The sequence below is a fragment of the Actinophytocola xinjiangensis genome, assembly GCF_001921215.1.
In the GTDB taxonomy this organism is placed as follows: Bacteria; Actinomycetota; Actinomycetes; order Mycobacteriales; family Pseudonocardiaceae; genus Actinophytocola; species Actinophytocola xinjiangensis.
The window spans coordinates 1-26,444 of sequence record NZ_MSIF01000009.1 but is presented as its reverse complement, the minus strand read 5'-3'; the positions used below and the strand labels follow the sequence as shown (position 1 = coordinate 26,444).

Below are 26,444 nucleotides of genomic sequence, written 5' to 3'. Positions count from 1 at the left end.
CGCCTTCGTCATTTATTTGGTCCACTGTACCGGTCGGTAACCTACCACCCCCGCTGACCAGGAGAATTGATGAACGGCCCGTCGGTGCTCCTCGTGAACTGGCGTGACACCGCGCATCCCGAGGGTGGCGGTTCGGAACTCTACGTCGAACGCGTCGCCGAGGGTCTGGCCGCGCGCGGCTACCGGGTCACGATCCAGTGCGCCGCCCATGACCGCGCCCCCGCCGACGAGCGGGTCAACGGCGTGCGGTTCCGCCGCCGGGGCGGACGCTTCGGCGTGTACTGGCAGGCGCTGCTGGCCGTGCGCCGATTACGCCCGGACGTGGTCGTGGACGTGCAGGCCGGGATGCCGTTCTTCTCGCCGCTGGTGGCCCGGTGCCCGGTGCTGGCGTTGGTGCACCACGTGCACCGCGAGCAGTGGCCGGCGGTGCTCGGCCCGGTGCTGGGCCGGATCGGCTGGTGGATCGAGTCGCGGGTGGCGCCCTGGCTGTACCGGCACTGCCGGTACCTGACGGTGTCGGACCAGACCCGCCGCGAACTGGCCGGCCTGGGTGTGTCGACGGCCCGGACCACGGTGGTGCGCAACGGTCTGGACGCGCCGCCGCCGGTCAGCGCCGTACGCGACCCGGACCCGGTGCTGGTGGTGGTCGGGCGGGTGGTGCCGCACAAGCGGGTGGAGCACGCGGTCGACGCGCTGGCGGCGCTGGTGGCCCGCTGGCCGAAGCTGCGCCTGGAGGTCGTCGGCCACGGCTGGTGGCAGGACACGCTGGCCGAGCACGTGCGCCGCCGGGACCTGTCCGACCGGGTCACGCTGCACGGCTACGTCAGCGAACGGGACAAGCACGAGATCCTGGCCAGGTCGTGGGTGCACCTGTGCCCGTCGGTCAAGGAAGGCTGGGGTATCGCGATCATGGAGGCGGCCGCGCACGGTGTGCCGTCGGTCGCCTACCACCGCGCCGGCGGCGTCGCCGAGTCCATTGTGGATGGCGAAACCGGCCTGCTGGCCGACGATCTCGACGACCTGACCCGCCAGGTCGACCACCTGCTGACCAATCCCGACCAGCGCCGGGCCATGGGCGAGGCCGGCCGGGCGCGGGCGGCTGACTTCGCCTGGGACCGCACCGTCGACGCCTTCGAGCAGGTCCTGCGGGAGAGCATGGCGTTTAATGCGCGACGTGAGCTTCGATGACGTACGGCGGGACTGGGTCCGGCTGGCCGAACAGGATCCGCTGTGGGCGGTGTACGTGGCCGCCGACAAGCGGGGCGGCCGGTGGGACCCCGACCAGTTCCTGGCGACCGGCCGGTCGGACGTGGCCGACGCGGTCTCCTGGCTGGCGGAGTTGGGAGTGGGCCCGCGCTGGGGGCGGGTCCTCGACTTCGGCTGTGGTGCCGGGCGCCTGACCCAGGCCCTGGCCGGGCACGCCGACGAGGTCGTCGGCGTGGACGTCGCGCCGGCGATGCTGGCCACCGCGCGGAGCCTGTCCCCGCCCGCGAACTGCCGTTTCGTGCTCAACGAGACCAGCGACCTGTCGGCGTTCGAGTCGGGCGGGTTCGACCTGGTGTACTCGGAACTGGTGCTCCAGCACCTGCCGGCGCCGGTGATCGAGACGTATCTGAGGGAGTTCCTCCGCGTGCTGGCGCCGGGCGGGGTGGCGCTGTTGCAGTGCACGACGCGTCCACTGTGGACGTTCAAGGGTGTGGTGTGGCGGGTGGTTCCTGGCCCGCTGGTCCGCCTGGCCCAGCGGCGACTGCTCGGCTACCCCGCGCCCATGCGCATGACCCGGTTCGGCCCGGCGCGGGTCGCCCGGGTCACCGGCGACGCGATCCTGGCCACCCGCACGGTCGACGACCGAGCCACCCACTGGCGTTCGACCAGGTACGTCCTGCGGGCGCCTGGCCGCCGCCCAGAAGGGCCGCCGGGTGGGGCTTAGGGCGCGGTCGAGCCGTAGTTGACGGTGTTGTTGCCGCCGCCGAAGTTGTTCGGGGTGGCGGGGTCGTTGAGGTCGATGTTCTTGTCCGGGGCGGAGGCCGAGGAGACGGCGACCGCGACCCCGGTGGCGAGGGCGAGACCGACCAGAACGGATGCGATTGCGCCGACCATCTTTCCCACGGTGCCTACTTCCGTTTCCTGGGTCTGGAGGGTGTCAATCTACCGGCTGGTAACACAAGCCACAACAAGCTCAGCGTGACAGTTGCGAGTGCGATCACGTCGGCCGCGACCACTGGCCCGGCCGGCGGCGTGGCGCCCCGAACCTCCGCGATGTCGCCGGGGACCCGGTACAGGTCGAGCCATTCCCCCTGGTGAACCCGCTCCATCCCGTCGGTGACGTCGTCGGTGGGCGGTCCGGGCGTGCCGTGCTCGACCAGCACCCACCCGATCCCCAACGCCCCGAGGTCGTCACCCCGCGCGATCGCCGCCGCCACGTCGGCCGCGCGGCGATCCTCGCCGGCAACCGCTTTCCCGTCCACGTACAGCGTGTCGTCGACGACCGTGGGCCGGGGAAGGACCCGGGGCGCGGGATCGAGCTGCGTGCGGTGCCCGTTCCACCCGAACTGCCGGAACGCGGACCACGGCAGTGCCACGACGTCACCGCCCCGGGGATCGTCGGCCAGCGTCCGGGCCACGGTCTGCCAGTCCCGCGGGTACTCGACGGCCTGCAACCGCCCCCACCCGCCCCACGCCAGATCCGGCATCACCACGACCGGCAGCACCGCCGCCGCCACCAGCAGCCCCCGCCGCCCTCTCCTCAGTGTCGAGGCCGCCGCCCCCACCCCGAGCGCGAACCCGACCGACAACGGCAACGCCCACCACACGACCCACTTCTGCGAGTCCCGCAGCAGCCCGCCGCCGGGGACGGTCGCCACCAGCCACTCGACCGCCGCCGTCCCACCCACCGCGCCGAGCCCGACCCCCAGCACCCCCAACGCGACCAGCCGCGCGGCGGCCGGCCCGGACCGCCGCCACCGCCACCACCCGAGAGCCGCGACCGCCACGATGATCACGGTGATCACCGGCACCAACGGATTCCCCCGACTGTCGGGGACGGCCTCCGCGTTCCAGATTCCCCCCAGCCCCAACAAGCTGACGACGTCCCCGCCCCAGTTCTCCGCCCTGGCCCCGAACGCCCCGGCCCCCTCCACCGCCGACAACCCACCACCGGGATGCGCCAACGCCGGCACCCACCACGGCGCGTTGAGCACGACGACCAGCGGCCCGGTGATCCAGAGCCGCCGCCAGCCGCCACACACCACGGCCACCGCCGCCGCCATCAACCCCCCGGACGGCGTGATCACCGCCGGTGCGCTGGCCACCACCAACACCGCCACCCCCCGCCACCACCGACGCCGGCCGTCGTGCCCACCGCCCGCCCCGGCCTCCGCGGCCACTTCCCCAGCGCCCCGCCCGGCCGACGAACCGGACCGGTTGGGTGGCGGCGCGGCGTCAGGCCCGGGCGAGCGTGGTTCGTCGGCTGGAACGGACAGGTCGGTGGGTGCTTCGTCGTCGGCCGGTGGTTCGGGGGCGGGGTCGGCGAAGCTGTGGACAACTGGGCCCGTTGGCGACGAAAGCGCTGGTCGGGACGCTGACACCGTCCCGCTCGGCCCCCCGGGACCACCGGAACCGTCGGCGGTCGCCGGTACGCTGGATCCCGGGGGGCGCAGGCCCGCCCCACGCAGGGCCAACTCGCGTAGCGCCAGCGCGGCATGGGCGATCCAGGGCAGGCACGCGTACGCGACCACGTACGGCCAGTGCCCGATGAACAGCCGCTCCGCCACGTACGTGCTCCAGCCGTACGTCACCGCCGCCACGAGGCGGACGCCGAGCGAACCCGTGGGCACCAGCCGTGCCGCGCCGACGGGTCCGGCGACGAGCGCGGCGGCGAGGATCAGCTGTTGCACCACGTCACCGGGAAGCACGGTCGTCAGGAGCGCGACGACGGCGTCGGCGGGCACGGAGCGGGGCAGCGCGGTCGACAGGCCGACGGCCTCGGGCGTGAGCCACTGCCGCGCGGTGAACACCATGTCGTAGGTCAGGACGAAGCCCCGGCCGAGCAGCGGGGCGAGCGCCAGCAGCGCCAGTCCCACCGCCACCGCCACGACCGCGCGCATGACGCAGAGGCTACTTCTGGCGGACTCCCCACCGCCCTCGCGCTGGGCTACAGTCCCGCTGGTCGGCGGCGGGAGGTGACGGTGGCGGAGCGCGTACGGCTCGCCGCGCTGCTGGTCTCCGTCGGCGTCGCCGGCAACCAGGGGGCCTCCTACCTGCTCAACGTTCTCGGCGCGCGCCTGCTGGTCCCGGCGGACTTCGGCGAGTTGGGGTCGCTGCTCGCGGTCCTGGTCGTCGGCGCGGTCCCGGCCCTGGGGCTCCAGACGGTCGCCGCGTTGCGCGCCGCGCGCAGCAAGGCCGGGGAAACGACCGGCCCGGCCGACACCGCAAGCCCTGCCGGCACTGCGGGCACAGGCGGGCCGACCAGCGCAGGCGGGTCGGCCGGAGCGGGGCGGTCACCGGCGTCGGAGTTGTTCTCGCTCGGTCTGACCGTCAGCGGGGTCGTGGCGGCGGTGCTGCTGCTCGGCTCGCCCCTGATCATGGGGTTGTTGCATCTGGACAGCGTGTGGCCGGTGGTCTGGCTCGCCGCGTCGCTCGCGTCGATCACGGTGATCTGCCTGTGGTACGGCATCCTCCAGGGCACCCGCCGGTTCGGGACGCTCGCCGGACTGCTCGCCTGTGAGGGTCTCGGTCGGATCGGCGGGACGGCCGTGGGCCTGGTCGTGTTCCGCGACGCCGAGGGTGCCCTGGCGTGTACGGCGATCGGCGCCCTGGTGGTGGCGGTGATCGGCTGGGTGGTGGTGGGCCGGCCGTCGCCCGCGCGGCACGACCGGGGGCATGTCCGGGAGGTCGTGCACGCGGTGCAGGCCATGTTGGCGCTCGTGCTGCTGGTCAACCTCGATCTGTTGCTCGCGCGGCACCAGCTGCCCCCGGCGGAGGCCGGGGAGTACGCGGTCGGGGCGATCGTCACCAAGATCGCGTACTGGTTGCCGCAGGCGGTGGCCATTCTCGTGCTTCCCCGGTTCGCCAGTGCGGAGGGGCGGCGGCGGTTCGTGCCGCTGGCGCTCGCCGTCTGCGCGGTGCTGGACAGTGTGGTCGTCGTGGGGACGGCTGTGCTCGGCCCGACGGTGGTCGGCGTCATCGGCGGCGCCGAGTACGCCGACAGCGCCCTGCCGTTGTGGGCGTTCGCGACGGTCGGCTCGCTGCTCGCGCTGACCCAGATCCTGCTGTACTCGCGGATCGCCAGCGCCGACCGGCGGTCACTGGCGCTGATCTGGGGGGCCGTTCTGGTCGAGGCGGCGCTGATCACGTTCTGGCTCAACGGAAGTCTCGGGCAGGTCGTCGGTGCCGCGGTGGTCGCCACCGGGTTGTTGGTGGCGGCCGGTGCGCTGGTCGAGGTTCGTGCCAGGCGGGTCGAACCAGTCGACGCACACTGACACGGCGGCCGCGGCGGCCAGCAGCAGCGCGCCCTGCGCCACCCAGCCGTACGCCCATGCCTGGCCGTGTTCCAGCAGGCGGCCGGTGACGGCGAACGCCGTGGCGGTCAGGGTCGCGGCGGCGACCAGCCAGCGGGGCGCTGGTGGCCACAGTGAACGCAGCAGCAGGCACGCGATCAGCAGCACGACCGGCAACATGCCGCCCAACACCGCAAGCAGTCCGATCAGGACGACCGGCACCAGTCGCCGGCCGCCGGCGCGGACGTCGATCGGGCGGCGGCGCCGGGGCGGCACCAGCAGTGACAGGGCCAGCAGCAGGGCGCTCGCGGCGCCGGCGGCCAGGCTCACCCGGTACTGGCGGTCGGGGGCGAAGCTCAGGGTCACCGTGCCGGAGCCGGCGGGGACCAGCCACGCCTGTTGCCAGCCGTCGACCCGCAGCCGCTCCAGCGTCTGTCCGTCCATTGTGGCCACCCAGCCGTCGTTGGCGTTCTCCGGGACGGCCAGGACCGCCGGGTCGCCGGCGGCCACGTCGATCCTCCGTTCGTTGACGTCCCACCGGGTCACTGTGTGCTCGCGGGCCACCGGAACCGTACTGTCCACAGTGGACAAATGGAGGTCCTGGACGACGAACGACGGGGACGCCGCCGTGCGCAGCTCGTGCTCGCCGGCCGCCAGCTCCACACCACCGGTCAGGTCCCGGCAGGTCGACAGGCGCAGCGGGCGGTGCGCCAGGTAGTCGGCCATCGAGCCGGACACCGACGTCTGGTGCACGAAACCGTCCAGCTCCACCGTCGGCCCCTCGCCGCACGGCACCTCGAACCGCGTCGGCGGCGCCGGCAGGTCGACCCCGCCCAGGGACAGCTCGGTGATCCCGGCCGGCGCGCCCGGCCGCGACTCGACCCCCAGCACGGCGATCTCCAACCGCGAGGTGGTCAGCGAGAACCGGGCGACGCCGTCGGGCGTCACCGGAACGGTCTGGGTGCCCTTCGGCACGGTGATCAGCACGCTCGTCGGCCGCGAACCGCCGGAGTCCGCCGCCGTCGACAGCCGCAGGTTCGTGATCCGCACCGGCTCGTCCCACTCCAGGCGCAGCGTCGGGCGCAGGTCGGTCGTGTCGGCGATCCACGTCGTCGCCGGGTCGCCGTCCACGGCCGCCAGCGGGCCGGCCGCCGGATCGCCGGTGAGCTGGCTGGACGCGCCGACCGCCAGGCCATCGGGCTGGGCCGGCACCACGCCGCCGGGGGCCGGCAGGACCGTGCCCGCCAGCTCGTAGGTCCCCGGCGACGCCGTGGCGAACAGCCGGTGCACGCCGCCGGGCTCCTCGCCGACACGCGCGGTGTCGGCCACACACCGGCCATCGACGCACGCGTACCTCGGCACGGCGCCCCGGCTGAACGCGAACGCCGTGTCCTGCCCGGCGTGCGGCACGGCGTCGGCCGGCACCCGCAGCGCGCGCAGCGGGTTCACACCGGGGATCGCCAGCTCGGCGATCGCCACGTTGCCGGTCTGCCGCCCGGCCGCCACCCCCAGCACGGTCACCCGGACCGTGCTGGTCAGGCCGGGCGCGGTGGTGAACCGCTGCTCGCCGCCGCCCCGGGCGACGTCGTGGTCGACGCTGCCGCTGTCGGTGGTGATCCGCACCCGGGTGACCGGCCAGCCCACGCGCAGGCTGTCCACGATCCGCATGGTCACCTCGCTGACCTGCCGGGGCGTGTCCAGCTCCACCTCCAGCCACTGCCCGTCCGGGCCGGTGAAGCTCGACGAGCGCCACGCGGTCAGCGGGTCGCCGTCGAGCGCGGCGAACGGCTGCCCGGACGGGTCGGACGCCCCGACGGCGTCGGCGAAGGCGATCGACGTGGACGCGGCCACGCCCCGGATGCCCCGGTAGGCGGCCACCGTCTGGTGCTCGCGGCCCCGGAAGGGCAGCACGTCGGTCGACGGGCGCTGCTGGCGTGGCTGCTCACCGTCGGCGAGGGTCTGGCTCAGGTTGTCCCGCACCCGCCCGACGTTGCGTTCGCGGTGCCGCAGGCCGTCGGTGACCAGCCAGTGCGTCGAGTCGGGCAGGCCGCCGTCGCCGGCGAGCACGGCCGGCGTGCGGGCGTCGAGCAGACCGGCCTCCAGCAGCCCCAGCAGCGACTCCGGGCCGCCGCTGACCGTCGGCACGTCCGCCGTGGACACCAGGCTGGTGCGCGGCACCGCACCGTCCACCTCGTACACCTCGATGGCCGGCCCGTCGCCGGCCCGGCCGAACTCGCTGACGCGGCGCAGCCCGGGAGAGCCGGCCAGGCCCGCGCGCAGCACGGCGGGATCAGGCGCGGCGGTACTGGTCCGGTCGAGATCGTTGCGCAGCAACAGGAAGCGGTAGCCGGCGCGGGACAGGAACGCCGCCAGCTCGGGTGAGCCGCGCGCGCTGGTGAGCGCGTCCTCGACGGCGTCCATCAGCCGGGTGTTGCCCTCCGAGCCGAGCGGGATCTGGCTGCGGACCGCCCACGGCGACCTGGCCAGCGCCTGCGCCGGCTCGTCGACGGTGCGGCCCCAGGTGTAGTCGCCGAAGCCGGAGCCGGGCAGCAGCAGGGTGCGGGCGTCGGCGTCGCGGTCGGCGACCCAGGTCATCGCCTCGCGCCAGTGGTCGGGCACCTCGTCCCAGCCGGGGCCGGGGCGCAGGGTCAGCAGCCAGGCCGGCGCGGCCATCACGGCCACCAGCACGAACCCGACGGCGACCCGGCCGCGTCGGGCGCGCAGCGCGGAGGTGCCCCTGGCCAGGCCGGGCAGCCGGCCGGTCAGCGCGTGGGTGAGGGCCAGGGTCAGCGGCAGGCGCAGCACCGGCTCGAACTTGTGCACGTTGCGCAGCGGCGCCAGCGGCCCGTCGAGCAGGCCGCGCACGGTCGCGGCCAGCGGGCCGTCGAGGGTGCCGACGTAGCCGACGGTCAGCAGCACCAGGCCGGTGAGCACGCCCAGGGTCAGGAACCGGCGCTCGGGCAGCCGGGGCAGCACCAGACCGAACAGGCCAACGGCCGCCACCAGCCCGGTGACCAGCATCAGCACCGGGTTGTCGATCAGCATGAAGCCCGAGGGCCACCACGGGGTGCCGGCCACGACGTAGGCGACCCACTGGTTGGTGCCGCGCAGCACCTCCCACAGCGACATCGGCGCGGTGGTGTTGGTCGCCGACTCGATGTAGTCGAGGAACGGCAGGCTGTACTCGCCGAGCAGCAGCAGCGGCAGGATCCACCACAGACACACCGCCAGCACCGACACGCACCACCACACGACCAGCCGCACGTGCTCGGCGGTCCACCGGCGGGTCACCAGCCACAGCACCGGCAGCACCAGCGCCATCAGCACCATCGCGCCGTTGACCCCGCCCATGCCGAGCACGGCCAGCGCCGACAGGCCGGCCGCGCGTCTGGGCGACCCGATCCGGCCGGCCTTGACCAGCGGTAACAGCACCCACGGGAGGGCGACGGCCGGCAGCATCTCGGCCGAGAGCGGGCCGATCTCGGTGAGCATGCGGGGGGCGAGGGTGTAGGCGAGGGCACCGGCGAAGCGCGCCGGTTCGGTGCCGACGCGCAGGGCCCTGGTCAACGCCAGCATGCCGCCGAAGGCCAGGCACAGCAGCAGCGCGCACCACACCCGCTGGGTCAGCCACGGCGGCAGCCCCAGCAGTTGCCCGGCGGCAAAGAACGGGCCCATCGGGAACAGGTAGCCGTAGGCCTGGTTCTGCAGTTCGCCGCCGGTGGCCTCGGGATTCCACAGGTGCAGCGCCCTGGCGAGGAAGGCGATCGGGTCGACGGCGAGGTCGAGCTTGGTGTCGAACGTGGTGCGGCCGGGGCGCTGCAGGAACGACAGCAGGGTGAGTCCGCCCATGACCCAGACGGCCGGGTTGCGCAGCAGCCGGCCGACCCTACCGTCGGTGGTTAACATCGTGCGCATATTAGGGCTAAGGTGCCTTGTCCTGACTGGGCCTTTCGATGGGAGAGCGGTGGACTTCGACCACGCGTGGGCGTCGGTGGCCGAGATCCCCGGGTGGCTCACCGAGGGCCAGGCCCGGATGCTGTGGGACGCCGTGCAACGCCTGCCGGCCGGCGCGACGGTCGTGGAGATCGGCAGCCACCAGGGCCGGTCCACGATCGTGCTGGGCCACGCGGCGCGCACGGTCGGCGCCACGGTGGTGGCGATCGACGCGTTCGTCGACGGGCGGCTGTTCGGCGGGGCGTCCACCAGGGACCTGTTCGAGGCCAACATCGCCGCCGCCGGCCTGGAGGACGTGGTGGAGCTGGTGGTCGGCTACTCCACGCGACTGCGTCCGCACTGGACCCGTCCCTTCGAGCTGCTCTACGTCGACGGCAAACACGACTACTGGACCTATGTGGACGACCTGCGCTGGTCGACCCATCTGCCCGAGGGCGGCGAGATCCTGGTGCACGACTGCTTCTCCTCGATCGGTGTCACCGCCGGCACGCTGGACAAGGTGCTGCTGGGGTCGCGCTACCGGTACCTGGACCGCAGCCGTTCGCTGGCCAGGTTCACCGTGCGCCGCCCGGACCTCACCGACCGGCTGCGGGTGGCGGCGCAACTGCCGTGGTTCGTGGGCAACGTGTTCCTGAAGGTGTTGCTGCGCCTGCGGTTGCGCACGGTGGCCGGCTGGTTCGGCCACCACGGCCCCTACGACCCGTTCTAGCCGTTTCTCAGCCGGGAACGCCCGCCAGCACGTCGGTGACGCAGATCGGCACCGTGCGCGCCGACCGGCTGACCTCGACGTGGGTGAACTCGCCGGTGACCACGAGGTGCAGCACGTGCAGGCCCTCGGTGAACCGGACCCGGACCTCGGTGTCGCCGGCCCGCACGACACCGTCGCCGGACTCGCCGGTGAAGTAGCCGAGGCGCACGATCCGCCGGCCGGTCACCGTGTCCTCCATGGGGATCCGCACGACCTGTTCGGCGACCTGGTAGCCGCAGTCGGGCTGGGGGCCGGCGAGCGCGGCGGTCGTGTCGGCCAGGGTGAGGATCGGCTGCGGGGTGCCGGTGCCGTCGAGCTGGTAGAGGTCCTCGGCCGGGCGGTCGAACCGGGGTGACTCGGGAACCAGGCCGACGACCCGCGAGGTCAGCGCGTCGCCGACGAACCAGTCGATCATGATCTTGTTCGGTACGGCGGTGTCGTAGAGGACCATGCCCGGCTGCTCGGCCAACGCCGCCCGCGCGGTCGCCACGTACTCGCGGGCCGGCCGGAACTGGAGCTCGGGCGCCACCCGCAGGAAGCTCACCAGCCCACCGGCCACCGCCAGCACCGTCACCGCGCCGACCGCGACCCTGGCGTTCACCGGAGCCGGAGCCGGAGCCGGCTCCGGTTCGGGGGCCGGGTCGCCCACCCGCCACGGCGCCAGGAACGCGAACGCCGCGCACAGCACCGCCACCGGCACCGCGTCGGCCAGGTAGCGCGGGTCGGTCGCGATCACCGAGCCGAACACGCCCAGCCGCGCCGAGGCCACCATCGCCAGGTCGACCGCCAGGTAGGCGGCCAGGAACAGCCACGGCAGCAGCGCCCGCCGCCGCGACCGCACCGCGCTGGCCACGATCAGCGCCACCGCCACCACCGCCGCGCCCGCCCGCACCCACACCGGCGGCGTCGCCCAGGTCGCGCCGCCGGCCGCGCCGGTCAGCGGGCCGCCGAGCAGGCCGGGCAGGAAGGTGTCCACCAGCGACCGGTACACCAGGTCGAGCACGTCGCGGGTGCCGACCGGGTTCTGGTTGACCGGCGCGTCCCCGACCGACAGGTACAGCACCGCGAACAGCCCGACGAGGGCCGCGTTGGCCAGCCACACCCAACGGAACCGGCGCAGCGCCCACAGGATCGGCGGCTCGCCGGCCGGCGCGACCAGGATCGTCACCGCCAGCAGCATCGCCGGGATCAGCGCGGCCTTCTCGTAGAAGGCCAGCCCGAACACCGTCCACAGCCCCGCGTACACCGCGTGCCGGGCACCTTCGCCGTGCAGGAACCGCAGGTGCGCGTGCAGCGCGCCGAACGCCGCCAGCAGCACCGGCAGCAGCTGCAGCGCGTAGGCCAGCCACAGCGTCGGGAACAGCACCAGCGGCGACGCGGCGAACACCGCGAACGCCACCACCACGCCCCACCGCGCACCGAACAGCCGGGTCAGCACCCGCCAGCACAGCCACAGCGTCAGCGCGTGCACCACCAGCACCGGCGCCATCGCCACGGTGAAGTTCAGCGGCGCGATCGCGGTGACCACCCAGACGTAGGCGAACACGCCCGGCTGCACGTGCCCGCTGTAGAGCTGGAACAGGAAGTCCAGGTCGTGGGCGGCCGAGTGCGCCGCGCGGTAGGTGAAGATGAAGTCGTCCTGGCCGAAGTAGCCGCCCAGCGCGGCCACCGCGTGCACCACGAACGGCACCGCGGCCACCAGGAACGCGACGACGGCCACCGGGGAACGTAACGAGCGCCGCTGGTTGAGGTGCCGGGGACCGGCCACCCGCAGGTCGACGGACAAGGGACCCCCGCGTTCTCTCCAGTGAGCCCCGACTCGGCGCTCACCCTAGCGGGCGCGGGGCCCCGAGTCAGCCGCCTGCGCCGGTCTGGCAGGCGGGCGGCTGGCAGAGCAGGCGGGACAGCGCGGCGTAGAAGATCTCGTTGATGCGGGTGGGATCCGGGGTGGTGAAGGACTCGCCGCCGGTCGCCTCGGCGATGGCGCTGAGCTCGCCCTCGTCGATGTCCGGGCCGATGCCGATGCCGATGATCTGCACCGGGCGCCGCGGGTCCTGCAGGGCGTCGAGTTCGGCGAGCAGCTGTTCGCGGGTGATGCCGTTGGCGTCCTCGTTGCGGCCGTCGGTGAGCACCACGACGATGTTGATCCGGCCGGCCTCGTAGTTCTGCGTCGAGGACTTGTAGGCGGCCAGCGTGCTGTCGTACAGGCCGGTCGCGCCGTTGGGTAACGCCTCGACCGCGCGCAGCTGTTCCAGCGCGCCGCCTTCCTTGTGTTCGGCGACGGTCTTGACGCCGAACAGCTCGCGGTAGTCCTTGCCCTGCCCGTCGAGGTTGGTGGAGAACAACCAGATGCCGAGCTTGGTCGTCGGTTTCATCAGGCCGATGCCCAGCTCGGCGGCCTGCAGGGTGACCGCCATCCGGTTGCGCCCGGTGCCCGGCACCGGCTCGGCCATCGACCCGGACACGTCGATCAGCACCTGGATGCGGGCGCTGAGGTTGACCCCCGCCCACTGGTTGAGTACCGCGTCCACGTCGGCCGGTTCCGGCAGCGGAACGGGGGTGAGCCGGCCGCCGTCGGTGCGCTTGTCCTCGCCGCGCGGGCGCAGCATCTCCCCGTCGGGGGTGCGGAAACCGGCGTCGGCGAACTTGCCGGTGGAGGTCTGGTCGATCAGCGCGGACAGGAACCGCTCGGCGGCCTCACGTTCGGCCTTCGGGGCGTCCGGCAGCACCACGAACGGGTAGTCGAGGGCGGGGATGGCCGGGTCGGAGTAGGCGGCGACCAGCGGCGAGTCGGGGTTGCTCACGTTGTGCCGCAGCACGGCCAGCTCGGAGGTGGGGAAGCCGTCGAGCGGCTGGTCGGTGCTGTCGGCGCCGGGTAAGCGGGAGAACAGGTCCGCCGCGCGCGGCACCGTGTTGGGCGACAGGGAACGCAGCTCGCTGGTGACCGCCCGGCCGGGGTCCTCGGCCGTGGCGAACATGTCGCGCACCGCGAACAGGGCGGACACGCCGGCCGGTTCCCGCGCCGGGTCCGGCAGCCCGATCGCCAGGTTCTCGGGCGCCTGCGGGCCCAGGGCGCTGGCCCAGGTCAGCGGCTTGCCCGGCCAGCCGAGCCGCCCGGCGGTGTCCTCGGTGAGCGCCAGCACGACCGGCGAGCTGGCGATCGAGGTGCCGTTGACCGGCACGTTCCAGGCGCCTTTCTCCTGGGCGCGCTGCAACCAGATCTCCGACTCGGGGATCCACACGTGCGGGCGGTCGGTGCCGTCGGAGAGCACCAGCGAGTCGGCCACCGCCGACGACTCGCGCGGGGTGATCCGGATGTTGAAACAGGTCCCGTCCTGGGCGGGGACGCCCTGCCGGGCGACCTGGGTGACCACGCCGGCGATGTCCTCGGCGGCGGTCACGTTCAGTTCGGTGGTCGTGTCGCAGTTGGACGCGCCGAGCCGCTCGCTGAGGAAGTCGACCGCGAACCAGCCGAGCAGGGCCACCACCAGCAGCACGCTCAGCAGGACGATCGGCGACCGCGAGCGCAGGCCCCTCGGTTTGGCCGATGAGTGTCGCCCCATCGCGGCCGCCCTCCAGGTCTATCCGGGACAAGGACTTGTGCGGGTCGGGTGAGAACCCTAGTACAGCGAGGAGACCTCCTCGGAGAAATCTTTCATGATCACGCTGCGCTTGAGCTTGAGCGACGGTGTCAGGTAGCCGTTCTCCGGGTTGAACTCGGTGGCCAGGATCCGGAACTTGCGCACCGACTCGGCCGTGGACACCGCCTGGTTGCCGTCGTCCACGGCGCGCTGGACCTCGGCCAGCAGGTCCGGGTCCTCGGCCAGCTCGGCGATCGTGGCGCTCGGCGCCTTGCCGACCGTGGTCTTCCAGTAGGTGAAGTAGTCGGCGTCGATGGTGATCAGCGCGGCGACGTACTTCTGCCCGTCACCGACCACCAGCGCCTGCCCGACCAGCGGATGCGCGGCGATCCGGTCCTCGATGACCGACGGGGCGACGTTCTTGCCGCCGCTGGTCACCAGGATCTCCTTCTTGCGGCCGGTGATCCGCAGGAAGCCGTCGGTGTCGAGCTCACCCAGGTCGCCGGTGGAGAACCAGCCCTCGCCGTCGATGGCCTCCTTGGTGGCCGGCTCGTTCTGCCAGTAGCGGGTGAACACGCCGTCGCCGCGCAGCTGGATCTCACCGTCGGGGGCGATGCGCACAGCGGTGCCCGGCAACGGCTTGCCGACCGTGCCCGGCTTGAACAGCCCCGGGGCGTTGACCACCGACGCGGCGGTCGACTCGGTGAGCCCGTAGCCCTCGAAGACGGTGATGCCCACGCCGCGGAAGAAATGCGTCAGCCGGGTGCCCAGGGCGGCGCCACCGGAGATCGCGTGGGCCACCTGCCCGCCGAGCGCCGCGCGCAGCTTGCTGTAGACGAGCCGGTCGAACACCGCGTGCTTGAGCTTGAGCCCCAGGCCGGCGCGGTCCCCGGCCTCACTGAAGGCGATGGCCGTGGCGGCGGCGGCGTCGAAGATCTTGGCCTTGCCGCCGGCGTGGGCCTTCTGCCGGGCGCCGTTGTAGACCTTCTCCAGCACGTAGGGCACGGAGAGGATGAAGGTGGGGCGGAAGACCGCGAGGTTGTCGGTGAGGGTCTTGACGTCGGCCCAGTGCCCGAGCGTCGCGCGAGCCATGACCGCGCCGACCTCGACCATGCGCCCGAAGACGTGCGCGAGCGGGAGGAACAGCAGGGTCGAGGCGCCCTCACTCTTGAACATCGGGCCGAGGTACTCGACGGCGTTGCCGACAGCGGACAGCAGGTTGCGGTGCGTGAGCACCACGCCCTTGGGTCGGCCGGTGGTGCCCGAGGTGTAGATGATGGTGGCCAGATCGTCGGGCGTGACCGCCGTACGCCGCTCGGTGACGACGTCGTCGCTGGTGCCCTGCCCCGCCGAGACCAGGCCGGACACGGCGTCGGTGTCGATGCGCCACACGTGCTCCAGCGCCGGCAGCTTCCCCCGAACGTCCTCGACCTTGGCCTCCAACGCCCCGTTCTCCGCGACGACGGCCACCGCCCCCGAGTCCGACATGATCCACTCGATCTGCTCGGCCGAGGACGTCACGTAGATCGGGACCGACACCGCCCCCGCCGCCCAGATCGCGAAGTCGAACAGCGTCCACTCGTAACAGTTCGCCGACAGGATCCCGACCCGGTCCCCGGGCCCGATCCCCTTCGCGACCAGCCCCTTGGCGACCTCGACGACCTCGGCGCGGAACTGGGTGGTCGTGACCTCGCGCCAGGTGCCGTCGATCTTGCGCCGGAACGCCGTGGCACCGGGCGCCTCCACGGCGTTGGTGAACACGATGTCGGCCAGACCACCACTGTCCGCGATCGTGGTCAGCGGGGGCACCGCAACTTCGCGCATCATCAGCTCCTTGGCACGTGCGGGGGGCGCTGACTGGCCTGAGCGCCGCCTACCTCACAGTAACTTGCCGCACATCTTGCCCGCCTGAGCCGGTGTAGGCCAGACCCGAGCAGTGCCTGTTCGATCACTCACCGTGTCGACATCGTGGGTTGGTGAGGAAGTCGGGCGGCCCGCGGGAGCGGTCGAGGTGCTTCCACTCGTGCGCGTTGGATGCGACGTCGGCGCGGACGTTGCTCGTCGCGGCTGGACCGATCGTGCCGACGCGGCACCGTCGGCCGTGGTCGGCCCCGGCAGCCGGGCCTTCGTGGGTGCCGAGCTGGGGCAGTCACGAACTGGCGCCGGCCGAGCCGAACCCGGCCCGTCTGTCGTGCGGCGTGTCGTTGGCGATGCCCGGTTCGGGCTGTGACGCCGCGAGCCCAACGTTCACGGGGAACGTTGGGCTCGCGGTCGAGCGGGAGAATCAGACGGTCAGTGCCCAGTTGTTCAGGGCGCCGGTGTCCGCCGCGTAGACGTCCTGGACCCGTAGCCGCCAGGTTCCGTTGGCCTGTTCGCTGGACGCGTTGACCGTGTAGGTCGCGACGACGTTGTCGGCCGAGTCGGAGCTGCTGGAGTTCTTCAGCCGGTAGGCGGTGCCGTCCGGTGCGACCAGGTCGATGACCAGGTCACCCCGGTAGGTGTGGCTGATGTCGACCTTCACCGTGCTGGTGGCCGAGGCGGCGCCGGAGCAGCCGGCGATGGTGACCGGGCTGGTGATGGCGGTGCCGGCGTCGGGGATGGACACCCGCGTGGTGTTGGCCTGGGTGGTGCAGGTCGGCTGGGGTTCGCCGCCGCCTCCGCCGAGGTCGGCCGCGGCGGCCGCGATGGCGGCGGAGAAGTAGCTGGTCTGGGCGTACACCCCCGGGTTCTGCGGGCGTGCGCAGCCGATGCCCCAGCTGACGATCCCCACCTGGATCCACGCGTTGTTGTTGTCGCGGCGGAACATCGGGCCACCGGAGTCGCCCTGGCAGGTGTCGACGCCGCCGCTGCTCCAGTTGCCGGCGCAGATCTCCTCGGCGGGGATCAGGTCGGAGTAGGCCTGGGCGCACTGGGTGTCGTTGATGAACGGCACGTTGGCCTTGAGCAGGTACCGCTGTTGCGCCCCGCCCTCGGTGGCCGCGCCCCAGCCGGCGACGGTGAACGTTCCGCTGTCGTAGGCGGTGGTGGACGCGACCGGCAGGGTCGGGACGTTGACCGCGCGCTCCAGGCGGATCAGGGCCCAGTCGTCACCGCCGCCCGGGTAGCCGGGGGAGCGGTACACGTAGTTGGACCGCACGGTGGTGCGGGCCGGGTCCTGGAGGTCGACCACGCCGAGGGTGGCCGTGATCGAGGTGTTGTTTCCCGTTCCGTTGACGCAGTGGCCCGCCGTGAGCACCAGCTGCGTGGTGTACATGGCGCCGCCGCAGCCCATCGACAGGCGCACCATCCACGGGAACTCGCCCTGGGCGGCCCGGGTGCCGCCGACGACCTGGGGCGTGACGTCGTCGGCCGGTGCCGGGGGCGGGGCCGAGACCGCCTGGCCGGCGGCCGCGCCGAGGATGGCGGCGGCGCCGACGGTGATCAGGGTGAGTCGTCTGAAGCCTGAGAGCCAGGTCTTCGCTGTCATGTGTTCGTGTCCTTTCGTTCCCCGACCGGAATCAGTCAGAAGGTGAGCGCCCACCGGTCGATGTAGCCGGTGTCGAGGCGGTAGAGGTCCTGCACCCGCAGCTGCCAGGTGCCGTTGGCGAGTTCGCCGGACGCGTTGACGGTGTAGGTCTGGACGATGTTGTCGCCGGAGTCACTGCCGGTGTTCTTGAGGCGGAACGTCGTCCCGTCGGGTGACACCAGATCGATTTGCACGTCGCCGCGGTAGGTGTGCTTGATGTCCACCGCCACCTGCAGGTCCGACGGCGCGTTGCCGGCCACGCCGGACACGGTGATCGGGCTGGTCACCGCGGTCCCGGCGTCGGGGATGTCGACGTTGGTGGCGTTCTCGAACGTCGGCCCGGCCGGCGGCGGCTCCTCACCGTCGCAGGTCTCGCCGATCACCCGGTACACACAGTCGGAGTACTCGAGCAGACGCAGCACGGCCTCCCGGTTGCGCGAGGTCTCCCTCGGGATCACCTCGTCGGGCGGGTAGAAGCCGCTGATGCCACCCGAGGACGGGTACATCTCGAACGTGTACGCGAAGATCTTCTGGTTGCCCCACAGCCAGTCGTCGATCGACCCGTCGGTGATGTAGAGGTCCGACGCCTGCTCGGGCGTGTAGTTGTTGGTGCTGGCCATCTGCCGGCCCAACGTGGCGAACGCGTTGGCGTCGCGGGCGGTCAGCCCCGGCGCGGTGTCGGCGTAGGTGTAGCCGTAGGGCCACAGCACCAGCTCGGAGAAGGTGTGGAAGTCGATGTTCGTCTTGATCTGCTGCACCCCGCCGACGACGCGGGTGCGGACGAAGTCGGCCACGACCTTGACCTCGGGCGCCGACTCGGCCGCCGAACCCCGGTAGGTCTCGCTCGACGGCGAACCGGACGAGCCGCCGCAGCAACCCCACTGGTAGCCCCAGTTGCGGTTGAGGTCGGTGCCGACCGCGGAGCTGCCCGAGTTGGGCTGGCGGTTCTTGCGCCAGCCGGCGTACGAGCCGGAGCTGATGTCGTACTCGCCGCCGTCGGGGTTCATGTCCGGCACGATCCAGATCTCCCTGGAGTTGACCAGGTTCGTGATCCGGCTGTCGGTGCCGTACTTGTCGGTGAACTCCGCGATCAGGTACAGCGCCATCTCCACCGTGAGGTGTTCGCGCGCGTGCTGGTGGTGGGTGAACAGGACCTCCGGCTCGTTCTCGTCGGTGGCGACGTTGTCGGAGATCTTGAGCGCCACGATCTCGCGGCCCTGGTAGGACTGGCCGATGACCCGCTTGCTGATCAGCGTCGGGTGGTCGGCGACCGCCGCGTTGATGACCGAGGTCATCTCCGCGTAGTTGTGGTAGTTCGAGTCGGCCGGCGGGAAGTCCTGGGGCGTGACGTCGTCGGCGTCGTGGGAGTGGGCGAGTCCCGGTTCGGCGTCGACGGCGAGGCCGAGGGCCTCGATCGCGCGGACCTCGGCGGGGGTGGCGGTGATGTTGAGCGCGCCGTGCTCGACGGAGTTGACCACCGCGCCGGTCTTGGCGACCGCGTTGCGCAGGTGGACGTCGAGGTCGCCGGAGACGTAGTACTCGGCGGACGCTCGGTCGACCGGTGGCGCGGCTGGCTCCTGGTCGGAGGCCGAGGCACCGGTGGTGGACAGGATGAGGGACAGGGCGGCCAGCGCCCCGACCGTGATGATGGACGGGCGTGTGTGTCTCACGCATTGCCTCCTGCAGGGGACGCCGACCAGGTCGGCGCGGAGGTGATCTTCAGTTGTCCGGTGCGGTGGGCCGAACCCTCTCGGGTGCCCTCACGGCCACTACACCTGGTAGCTGATGTTCACCTGAGAACTCCACCCACCACAAGGGGCCAAACAGAGGTTTGGCGCGTCGGGCCTTTCCCAGTTCACAGTCAGCGCTCAGCGCAGCCGCAGCCGCCGCAGCAGGCGAAGTGAGCGGGTCATGACCTTCGCGTAGAGGCCGTAGGGCAGCCAGCGTGGCGGGTTCAGCGCACCGAACCGCTGGGTGGCAATCGTTTGCGCCTCGGTGTACTTGAGCAGCCCGTCGGCGCCGTGCCGGCGGCCGAGCCCGGAGGCGCCCATGCCGCCCATGGGGGCGTCGGTGCTGCCGTAGGCCGAGGTGAACCCGTCGTTGACGTTGACCGTGCCGACCCGCAGCCGCGCGCCGAGCGCGGCGGCCCGCCGCCGGTCGCGGCCGAACACCCCGGCGTTGAGCCCGTAGGGCGTCTGGTTGGCCAGCGCGACGGCCTCGTCGTCGTCGGCGAACGGGTACAGCGACACCACCGGGCCGAACGTTTCCTCGGCGTGGCAACGCATGTCGGGGGTGACCCCGGCGAGCACGGTCGGCTCGTAGAAGTACGGTCCGAGGTCGGGCCTCGCCTGCCCGCCGGCGAGCACGGTGGCCCCTTTGGCGCGGGCGTCGTCGACGTGCTCGGCGACGGTCTTGAGCGCCCGCTGGGAGGTCAGCGAGCCCATGTCGGCGCCGTAGTCGTATCCGGCGGCCAGCCGCAGCCGCCCGGTCTCGGCGACGAACGCGTCGGTGAACCGGTCGAGGACCGAGTCGTGCACGTAGATCCGTTCCAGCGACAGGCACAGCTGTCCGGCGTTGGCGAAGCAGGCGCGCACGGCGGTCCGCGCGGTGTGCGCGAGGTCGGCGTCGTCCAGGACGACCATCGGGTTCTTGCCGCCGAGTTCGAGCGAGCACCCGACCAGTCGCCGCCCGGCCCGTTCGGCGATCAGCGCCCCGGTGGCCGACGACCCGGTGAACCCGAGGTAGTCGCAGGTGTCGACGACCGCGCCGCCGATCACCGGCCCGTCTCCCAGCACGACCTGCAACAGGTCGTCGGGAAGACCGGCCCGGTAGAGCAGGTCGGCCCCCAGCAGCGGGCTGAGCGGCGTCTGGCTGTCCGGTTTGAGCACCACGGCGTTCCCGGCGATCAGGGCGGGGATGAGGTCGCCGATCGACAGCGCCAGCGGGTAGTTCCACGGCGCGATGATCCCGACGACGCCCTTGGGCTGGCGCAGTTCGCGGGCGCCGATCACCCCCGGCAGCAACCCGGCGCGGCGGCGGGCGCGCAGCAGCCGGGGCGCGACCCGCAGGTAGTAGCTGGTGACCAGCGCCGGTTCGCAGAACTCCTCGAACGCGTCGCGCCGGGCCTTGCCGGTCTCCGCCTGGATGAGATCGGTGACGATGTCCCGTTCCCGCAGCAGAAGGCTGTGGAACCGGTCGAACACGGCCAGCCGCTCGGCGAGCGGGGTGTCGGCCCAGGCCGGCTGGGCGCGGGCGGCACGCTCGTAGGCGGTGTGCACGTCGGCGACCGTTGACCGGGGCAGCGTCGCGAGGTCCCCGCCGGTGAACACGGCCGTGGTGGTGTAGGTGGTGGCGGGGTCGCCGGTGACCAGGGCGGCGAGGCGTTCGGCCAGGTCGGGCGTGAGGGTCGGTGGGGTCATCAGCCGTCCTCGGTGGCGGGGGCGCTGGCCGCGGCCCGGGCCTCGTAGGCGGCGCGCGCGTCACGTTCGGTGTCGACGAGGAGCTGGTCACCCTTGAAGGCGCGCACGAGCCACTCGGCGGCGGAGCGGGGCAGCAGGCGGGTGACCCGGTTCATCACGCCGAGCGAACTGGGGACGTAGACCTCGAACTTGGGGCGCCGCAACGCTTTCACCACGGCGTTGGCCACGTCGGTGGCCTCGACCGAGGTGAAGAACCGCGCTTCCTTCAGCCCACTGGCGAGTTCGGTGCGCACGATCGCCGGCATGACCACGGTGACGTGGATCCCCGTACCGCGCAGCTCCGACCGAATCGCCTCCGACAGCCCCACGACCCCGTGCTTGGTGGCGCAGTAGGTCGCCGCCCCCGCGAACCCGGCCTTCCCGGCCGCCGACGCGATGTTCACGATGTGCCCACTGTCGCGGGGCCGCATCCGACGGATGCCCTCGCGGGTGCCGTGGATGACCGCGTGCAGGTTGATGGCCAGCTGGCGGGCCGTGGCCCGGTCGCTCTCGTCCTCCAGCGGGGACAGCGACATGATCCCCGCGTTGTTGATCAGGATGTCGATCGGGCCCAGCTGGCCCTCGGCCTCCTCGAGGAACTTGGTGAAACCGGTGTGGTCGGTGACGTCGAGCGGCAGGGCGATGGCACCGATCCGCTCGGCCGTCTCGGTGGCGGTAGCGAGATCGAGGTCACCGACGACGACGTGGGCGCCCTCGTTGACCAGCGCCTCGGCGATGGCCGCACCGATTCCACGGGCGCCGCCGGTGATGACGACGGTCTTGCCGGTCAGGGGCATGGTGACACCACCTTAAAAGCAGTCCTGACCGAATGTATTCGAGTGGAGGGTGGGAGTCCAGGGTGGTCGCGGCCGCGCCTGGACCAGCCACAGCGGCACCCGCCGTCCGGGTCTGGGGCGGCGTGTCGTCGCACGGGCAGAGGCCGGACCGGGGCCACTTCAGACGGCCACCGCGTACACCCGAGCGAAATGGGTGCCGATCTGCGCGGCGTGCGGATGTCCGGAGATTGCCCGGTCACCTCGACCGCCATCGGTCAGCCGCGCCATCAACTCGCCGTCGTTGATCTCGATCACGTGCACGGGGGTAGTTCCATTTCAGAATCGGGCCGATCGCCCTGACCTTCTCCCTCAAGGGCGCGGCAGGGCGGTCGCGAGCCTGTACCGCGACCTCGCGGCGGTGCCGGTCACACCGATGATCCGCTCGCCGACCTTCACGCCCTCGCCGTCGCGTACCGGCGCTGGGGCACCGAACACGCCAACCTCTACATGGCGTTGTTCGGCGGTGTGCGGACCTTCGACCCCTCGGGCACGGTCGGGGCCGGGGACCCTGTCCGACCGCTGCTCAGCGCCATCGACCGCGCCCTGGCCGCATCCATCCTCACCGGCGACGCGACCGCCATCGCGCTCTCGCTCTGGGTGACCCTCCATGGAGTCGTGACACTCCAGCTGGCCGGCGCCCTGGACCCGGCCACCGCCGAAGCCACCTTCCGGTCAGCGGTCCCAGCGGCGCTGCGCGGCTGGAACCCCGGTTCAGGGGCGCCCCACAACCGTTGATCACGGCGGGGTGGGGCGCCGGCCCTGAGTCCTGTCGTGCGGCAGGACCCACGCGACCCACCACAGTTCACGCGCGACGGATCAGATCGGCGTTCAGTCTCTCGCGGTCTCGGTCCTGGACGTCGGTGGAGCCGACCAGGACCCCCTTCCCGCTCTTGTTGCGCTCCAGTCCCCACAGGACCATTCCGAGAACCGTCAATGTCATGAAAAGTGCCATGGCAGTAAGTTTGCGCCCACCTCAATCCCGCCACCAGTGGCAGGACTGACCTTGTGCGTCAACTTTCTGCCATCTACGCTCGACCCCATGCTCAGAACCGTCGCCGCTGTGGTCATCGATCAGATGGCTCCGTTCGAGTTCGGGGTCCTGTGTGAGGTCTTCGGTGTCGATCGCACCGAGGAAGGGGTGCCGAAGATCGACTTTCGGGTGTGCGGGGAGTCCGCCGGTAAGGCGGTCCAGACCGGCGTCGGGGCCACGCTGGTCCCCGAGCACGGACTCGACCGGGTGGCCGACGCCGACCTGGTCGCCGTCGCCGCCGCCACCATCCGTGAGGCCGACGACTACCCGGTCGCCGTCCTGGAGACGTTGCGGGAGGCCTCGGCCCGGGGCGCCACGCTGATCTCGGTGTGCAGCGGCGCGTTCATCCTCGGGGCGGCCGGGCTGCTGGACGGGCGGCGGTGCACCACCCACTGGCGTTACGTCGACCTGCTCGCCCAGCGGCATCCGAAGGCGTTGATCGACCCGGACGTCCTGTTCGTCGATGACGGGGACATCGTCACCAGCGCCGGGACAGCCGCCGGGATCGACGCCTGTCTCTACCTGATCCGCCGGGAGCAGGGGTCCGCTGCCGCCACGGCGATCGCGCGGCGGATGGTCGTCCCGCCGCAGCGGGACGGGGGGCAGCGGCAGTACGTGGACATGCCGATCCCCGCGTGCACGGCCGACAGCCTGTCGCCGGTGTTGACGTGGATGGTCGCCAACCTGCGGACCGAGCATTCCGTTGCGGCGCTGGCCAGGCGGGCGTCGATGTCCGAGCGGACCTTCGCCCGGCGGTTCGTCGCGGAGACGGGGACGACCCCCCACAAGTGGCTGACCACCCAGCGGGTCCTGCACGCGCGTCAGCTGCTGGAGGAGACGCGCCTCGCCGTGGAGGACGTGGCCGAGCAGTGTGGGTTCGGGTCGGCGGCGCTGTTGCGCCACCACTTCAACCGCGTGGTCGGGGTGGCGCCGAAGGACTACCGGCGGACGTTCGGTCAGGTCCACACTGGAGTGTGACTTGAGTCAACATCGAGTGCCGGCAAGCAGAATCGGGCACGAGACGTTGACGCGCGGCTCGCGGGCAGGTCGAGGGGTACTCGCCTGCCCTGGTCGGACGCGCGTGCGGCGGGTTATACCTGGTGCCGTGAGGCAACGCCAGGAACAGATCGACAGGTACGTCGACTCGTGGAACGAGTCCGACGTCGGTCACCGGCACGCGCTGATCGAGTCGGTGTGGTCGACCGACGGCACCTACCACGCGCCGGCGGTCGAGGCCCACGGCTACGCCGCCATCAGCGAGAACATCACCCGCATCCAGGACAAGTACCCCAACCGCGTCTTCTGCCGCACCAGCGAGGTCTTCTCCCACCACGACCGCGCCCGCTACACCTGGGCGATGCTCGACCTCGGCGGCTCGGCGACCATCGCCGGCGTCGACTACGCCCAGTTCGCCGACGACGGCCGGCTGCGGCGCGTCACCTGCGTCTACGACCGCAAACCTCGCTCCGGCGAGTGACCGACGGCGCGTCCGGGGCCGCGAGGACACCGACCGCGCCGGGCCGCACCGTGACGGTGTAGCCGCGGCGGCCCACCGGCGCCACCTCGCCGTCGTGTTCGAACCACAGTGGACGGTCGTCGGTGCGTTCGACGCGGACCTCGCGGCCCCGGGTGTAGACCACACCGGGCAGGTTCAGGTGTTCGCCAGCCCTCGTCGAGGAGATGACCACCGGGGCCGGGTGTTCGCCGCCGATGACGCACACGTCCAGCAGGCCGTCGTCCACGACCGAATGGGGCAGCAGGGCGTACTCGCCGCCACGGTAGCGGCTGCCGCCGACGTTGACCACGAACGTCGATCCATAATGGACCAGTTGGCCGTCGACCAGGACGCGGCCGGGGTAGGGGCGGTAACGGCCGGCCAGGTCACGGATCGCGTCCTGGTAGCCGATCGCGGCGGTCTTCGCGGTGTGGATGGACAGCGGGGAGAAACCCGCGCTGGCACCGGTGATCACCAGGCTGCCGTCCACCTCGGCCAGATCCAGCCAGCTGGGCGGCAGACCGCTCAGCGCCAGGGACAGCGCCGCCGGCCAGGGCGTGTCAGCCCACAGCGTGCGGTACAGCGAGTTCGCGGTCCCGGCCGGCACCACCATCATCGGCACCCGGCGGTACGCGGTCGCCAGGCCGGCGGCCACCTCGCTGGCCGTGCCGTCCCCGCCGACCGACACCACCAGGTCCACGCTGTTCGCCGCGTCCTGGGCGATCGTCGTCGCCTCGCCGGGGAAACCCGTCCACCGCACGGAAACCGGCGCCGGACACACCCGAACAACCTGCCACACCACGGCCGGGGTCACCGCGCCGGCCGCCGGGTTCGCGACGATCAGGACACGCATCGGGCCTGCTCGCTGACCGATCCGAGGAACCGCGCCACCTCCCGGTAGGACGCCCACGCCGACACCTCGACGTACGGGATCCCGTGCTCGGCGCAGTAGGCCCGCACGATCGGCCGCGCCCGCCCCAGATTGCCCCTCGGCATCCCGGGGAACAGGTGGTGCTCGATCTGGTAGTTCAGGCCCCCGTACAGGAAATCCGTCACCGGGCCGGGCGCCACGTTGCGGGCCGTCAGCACTTGGCGGTGCAGCCAGTCAAGCTCCACATCGGACCGGTAGACCGGCATTCCCTTGTGGTTGGGCGCGAACACCGCCCCCAGGTACACCCCGAACACCGTCTGGGACATCAGCAGGAACGCCACCGCGCGCAGCGGCGAGAGCACCAGCACGGTCGCGCCGACCAACGCCACCCCGTGCGCCACCACCAACCCCAGCTCCAGCCACGGCCGGCGCAGCGCCCCGGCGCGCGCCGCCGTGAACCCCGCCAGGTGCACCCGCCACGCCTCCTGGGCCAACAGCACGAAGAACATCACCGACTGGAACCGGATGACGAACCGGCGAAACGGTGTGCGGGCCTTGGCCGGCAGCTCGGACACGTCGAAGATCACCTGGCGGCGCTGGGTGTCCGGGTCCTGGTCGAGGTTGTTGGGCTCGCTGTGGTGGCGGTTGTGGTGGGCCACCCACCAGCCGAACGCCGCGCCGATCAGCAGGTTCATGTGCAGCAGCCCCAGCACGCGCACCGTGCGCGGCGAGCGGGACACCTGCCGGTGGCCGACGTCGTGGCCGATGAACCCCGACCACACGAACGTCACGCCCAGCGCCACCGCCACCAGCAGCTGCCACCACGAGTCACCGACCAGCGCGAACGCCGTCCAGCAGGCGGCGGCGCAGGCGAGGTTGACCGTGATCCGCACGAGGTAGTGGTCGGGGCGGGGGTCGAGCAGGCCGGCGGCGGCGACCCGGTCACGCAACTCGGTGAACTCGCCGGTGGGGGAGATGGTGAGCATGGTGCCTCAGTTCGCGGTGAGCACGAGGACGGCGTTCTGTCCGCCGAAGCCGAAGGAGTTGCTGATGGCCGCGCGGACCGGGGTGGTCCGGGCGCGGCCGCGCACGACGTCGATGTCCAGCGCCGGGTCGATGGTGTCCAGGTTGGCCGTCGGCGGCAGCACCGCCTGCGAGATGGACAGCGCGGTACAGGCCGCCTCGATCGCGCCGGCCGCGCCGAGGGAGTGCCCGGTGACGCCCTTGACCGAGGTCACCGGCGGGCCGTCGGTGAACAGCCTGGCCAGCACCTGTGCCTCGACGGCGTCGTTGAGCCGGGTGGCGGTGCCGTGCGCGTTGACGTGGTCGATGTCGCCCGGGGCGAGCCCGGCGTCGGCCAGCGCGTGGCCGATGGCGGCGGCGACCCCGGCGCCGGACGGGTCGGGCGCGGTGGCGTGGTGGGCGTCGGCCGACGCGCCGTAGCCGCTGACCCGCGCGCGGACGCGGG

20 protein-coding genes and 2 pseudogenes are annotated in these 26,444 nt (G+C 72.1%); 6 read left to right on the top strand and 16 right to left on the bottom strand.

Annotated features, from left to right (window positions below; all coding sequences use genetic code 11):
- Positions 1-69 precede the first annotated feature (69 nt).
- Both BLA60_RS19035 and BLA60_RS19030 read left to right on the top strand, forming a co-directional pair.
- The gene (locus BLA60_RS19035) at positions 70-1,188 is read left to right on the top strand and encodes a glycosyltransferase family 4 protein (protein ID WP_245812052.1); all 1,119 of its coding nucleotides are present in this window, start codon (positions 70-72) and stop codon (positions 1,186-1,188) included.
- Positions 1,175-1,930, top strand: coding sequence for a class I SAM-dependent methyltransferase (locus tag BLA60_RS19030; RefSeq protein ID WP_162292984.1), 756 nt, complete (start codon positions 1,175-1,177; stop codon positions 1,928-1,930). The genes BLA60_RS19035 and BLA60_RS19030 overlap by 14 nt, the downstream gene beginning before the upstream one ends.
- Here the strand turns inward: BLA60_RS19030 and BLA60_RS43375 are convergent.
- The 3 genes from BLA60_RS43375 to BLA60_RS19015 all read right to left on the bottom strand — a co-directional run bounded on the left by BLA60_RS43375 (position 1,927) and on the right by BLA60_RS19015 (position 9,404).
- Complete coding sequence (locus BLA60_RS43375; RefSeq protein WP_154814451.1) at positions 1,927-2,100, bottom strand: hypothetical protein; 174 nt, start codon at positions 2,098-2,100, stop codon at positions 1,927-1,929. The genes BLA60_RS19030 and BLA60_RS43375 overlap by 4 nt on opposite strands.
- 14 nt (positions 2,101-2,114) lie before the next feature.
- Positions 2,115-4,106: an MmpA family trehalose lipid delivery protein gene (locus tag BLA60_RS19025; protein ID WP_075134277.1), complete on the bottom strand. Its 1,992-nt coding sequence runs from the start codon at positions 4,104-4,106 to the stop codon at positions 2,115-2,117.
- Between the two features lie 1,197 nt (positions 4,107-5,303).
- Positions 5,304-9,404 (bottom strand): alpha-(1->3)-arabinofuranosyltransferase, encoded by a 4,101-nt coding sequence (locus BLA60_RS19015; protein WP_084735125.1) that lies wholly within the window; start codon positions 9,402-9,404, stop codon positions 5,304-5,306.
- 58 nt (positions 9,405-9,462) lie between these two features.
- Here BLA60_RS19015 and BLA60_RS19010 point away from each other — a divergent pair, with 58 nt between their 5' ends.
- On the top strand, positions 9,463-10,161 hold the full coding sequence (locus BLA60_RS19010) for a class I SAM-dependent methyltransferase (protein ID WP_245812051.1): 699 nt from the start codon (positions 9,463-9,465) through the stop codon (positions 10,159-10,161).
- Between the two features lie 7 nt (positions 10,162-10,168).
- Here the strand turns inward: BLA60_RS19010 and BLA60_RS19005 are convergent, their stop codons facing one another.
- The 10 genes and pseudogenes from BLA60_RS19005 to BLA60_RS46250 all read right to left on the bottom strand — a co-directional run bounded on the left by BLA60_RS19005 (position 10,169) and on the right by BLA60_RS46250 (position 22,015).
- Positions 10,169-11,986: a hypothetical protein gene (locus tag BLA60_RS19005; protein WP_084735095.1), complete on the bottom strand. Its 1,818-nt coding sequence runs from the start codon at positions 11,984-11,986 to the stop codon at positions 10,169-10,171.
- A gap of 67 nt (positions 11,987-12,053) precedes the next feature.
- Positions 12,054-13,763: a substrate-binding domain-containing protein gene (locus BLA60_RS19000; RefSeq protein WP_075134274.1), complete on the bottom strand. Its 1,710-nt coding sequence runs from the start codon at positions 13,761-13,763 to the stop codon at positions 12,054-12,056.
- 57 nt (positions 13,764-13,820) lie between these two features.
- Complete coding sequence (locus tag BLA60_RS18995) at positions 13,821-15,605, bottom strand: AMP-dependent synthetase/ligase (RefSeq protein ID WP_075134524.1); 1,785 nt, start codon at positions 15,603-15,605, stop codon at positions 13,821-13,823.
- Positions 15,606-16,065: 460 nt separating this feature from the next.
- Positions 16,066-16,302, bottom strand: a complete 237-nt coding sequence (locus BLA60_RS45590) for a proprotein convertase P-domain-containing protein (RefSeq protein WP_245812070.1) — start codon at positions 16,300-16,302, stop codon at positions 16,066-16,068.
- Between the two features lie 141 nt (positions 16,303-16,443).
- Positions 16,444-17,247, bottom strand: a pseudogene (locus BLA60_RS18990) (S1 family peptidase); the annotation flags it as partial.
- Positions 17,248-17,282: 35 nt separating this feature from the next.
- Positions 17,283-18,956, bottom strand: a complete 1,674-nt coding sequence (locus BLA60_RS18985; protein ID WP_075134273.1) for a M14 family metallopeptidase — start codon at positions 18,954-18,956, stop codon at positions 17,283-17,285.
- Positions 18,957-19,154: 198 nt separating this feature from the next.
- The gene (locus BLA60_RS18980; protein WP_075134272.1) at positions 19,155-20,705 is read right to left on the bottom strand and encodes a succinic semialdehyde dehydrogenase; all 1,551 of its coding nucleotides are present in this window, start codon (positions 20,703-20,705) and stop codon (positions 19,155-19,157) included.
- Positions 20,705-21,541 (bottom strand): SDR family oxidoreductase, encoded by an 837-nt coding sequence (locus BLA60_RS18975; protein ID WP_075134271.1) that lies wholly within the window; start codon positions 21,539-21,541, stop codon positions 20,705-20,707. The genes BLA60_RS18980 and BLA60_RS18975 overlap by 1 nt, the downstream gene beginning before the upstream one ends.
- Before the next feature lie 159 nt (positions 21,542-21,700).
- Positions 21,701-21,835: a hypothetical protein gene (locus tag BLA60_RS46255; protein ID WP_281257465.1), complete on the bottom strand. Its 135-nt coding sequence runs from the start codon at positions 21,833-21,835 to the stop codon at positions 21,701-21,703.
- Positions 21,836-21,889: 54 nt separating this feature from the next.
- Positions 21,890-22,015, bottom strand: coding sequence for a hypothetical protein (locus BLA60_RS46250; RefSeq protein ID WP_281257464.1), 126 nt, complete (start codon positions 22,013-22,015; stop codon positions 21,890-21,892).
- A 12-nt stretch (positions 22,016-22,027) separates the two neighbouring features.
- Between BLA60_RS46250 and BLA60_RS44870 the strand changes: the two genes are divergently transcribed.
- From BLA60_RS44870 to BLA60_RS44250, 3 genes are all read left to right on the top strand, one after another.
- Positions 22,028-22,315 carry a TetR-like C-terminal domain-containing protein gene (locus BLA60_RS44870; RefSeq protein WP_075134270.1) on the top strand — a complete coding sequence of 96 codons (288 nt, stop codon included), beginning with the start codon at positions 22,028-22,030 and terminating at the stop codon, positions 22,313-22,315.
- 304 nt (positions 22,316-22,619) lie between these two features.
- The gene (locus BLA60_RS18965) at positions 22,620-23,588 is read left to right on the top strand and encodes a helix-turn-helix domain-containing protein (protein ID WP_075134269.1); all 969 of its coding nucleotides are present in this window, start codon (positions 22,620-22,622) and stop codon (positions 23,586-23,588) included.
- A gap of 127 nt (positions 23,589-23,715) precedes the next feature.
- A complete protein-coding gene (locus BLA60_RS44250; RefSeq protein WP_075134268.1) occupies positions 23,716-24,087 on the top strand; it encodes a nuclear transport factor 2 family protein in 372 nt (123 codons plus the stop codon).
- Here BLA60_RS44250 and BLA60_RS18955 read toward each other — a convergent pair.
- From BLA60_RS18955 to BLA60_RS18945, 3 genes and pseudogenes are all read right to left on the bottom strand, one after another.
- On the bottom strand, positions 24,047-24,958 hold the full coding sequence (locus BLA60_RS18955) for a diacylglycerol/lipid kinase family protein (protein WP_075134267.1): 912 nt from the start codon (positions 24,956-24,958) through the stop codon (positions 24,047-24,049). The two genes, BLA60_RS44250 and BLA60_RS18955, sit on opposite strands and share 41 nt — an antisense overlap.
- A complete protein-coding gene (locus BLA60_RS18950; protein WP_075134266.1) occupies positions 24,946-25,962 on the bottom strand; it encodes a fatty acid desaturase family protein in 1,017 nt (338 codons plus the stop codon). The genes BLA60_RS18955 and BLA60_RS18950 overlap by 13 nt, the downstream gene beginning before the upstream one ends.
- A gap of 6 nt (positions 25,963-25,968) precedes the next feature.
- A pseudogene (locus tag BLA60_RS18945) lies at positions 25,969-26,444 on the bottom strand (3-oxoacyl-ACP synthase); the annotation flags it as partial.

Bases quoted from the DNA above. Each gene is read 5' to 3' on its own strand.
- BLA60_RS18995 (WP_075134524.1), bottom strand. From the start codon at position 15,605: ATGCGCGAAGTTGCGGTGCCCCCGCTGACCACGATCGCGGACAGTGGT.
- BLA60_RS18980 (WP_075134272.1), bottom strand. From the start codon at position 20,705: ATGACCCCACCGACCCTCACGCCCGACCTGGCCGAACGCCTCGCCGCC.
- BLA60_RS18950 (WP_075134266.1), bottom strand. From the start codon at position 25,962: ATGCTCACCATCTCCCCCACCGGCGAGTTCACCGAGTTGCGTGACCGG.
- BLA60_RS19025 (WP_075134277.1), bottom strand. From the start codon at position 4,106: ATGCGCGCGGTCGTGGCGGTGGCGGTGGGACTGGCGCTGCTGGCGCTC.
- BLA60_RS19000 (WP_075134274.1), bottom strand. From the start codon at position 13,763: ATGGGGCGACACTCATCGGCCAAACCGAGGGGCCTGCGCTCGCGGTCG.
- BLA60_RS18955 (WP_075134267.1), bottom strand. From the start codon at position 24,958: ATGCGTGTCCTGATCGTCGCGAACCCGGCGGCCGGCGCGGTGACCCCG.
- BLA60_RS18975 (WP_075134271.1), bottom strand. From the start codon at position 21,541: ATGCCCCTGACCGGCAAGACCGTCGTCATCACCGGCGGCGCCCGTGGA.
- BLA60_RS19015 (WP_084735125.1), bottom strand. From the start codon at position 9,404: ATGTTAACCACCGACGGTAGGGTCGGCCGGCTGCTGCGCAACCCGGCC.
- BLA60_RS19035 (WP_245812052.1), top strand. From the start codon at position 70: ATGAACGGCCCGTCGGTGCTCCTCGTGAACTGGCGTGACACCGCGCAT.
- BLA60_RS18965 (WP_075134269.1), top strand. From the start codon at position 22,620: ATGCTCAGAACCGTCGCCGCTGTGGTCATCGATCAGATGGCTCCGTTC.
- BLA60_RS43375 (WP_154814451.1), bottom strand. From the start codon at position 2,100: ATGGTCGGCGCAATCGCATCCGTTCTGGTCGGTCTCGCCCTCGCCACC.
- BLA60_RS44870 (WP_075134270.1), top strand. From the start codon at position 22,028: ATGGCGTTGTTCGGCGGTGTGCGGACCTTCGACCCCTCGGGCACGGTC.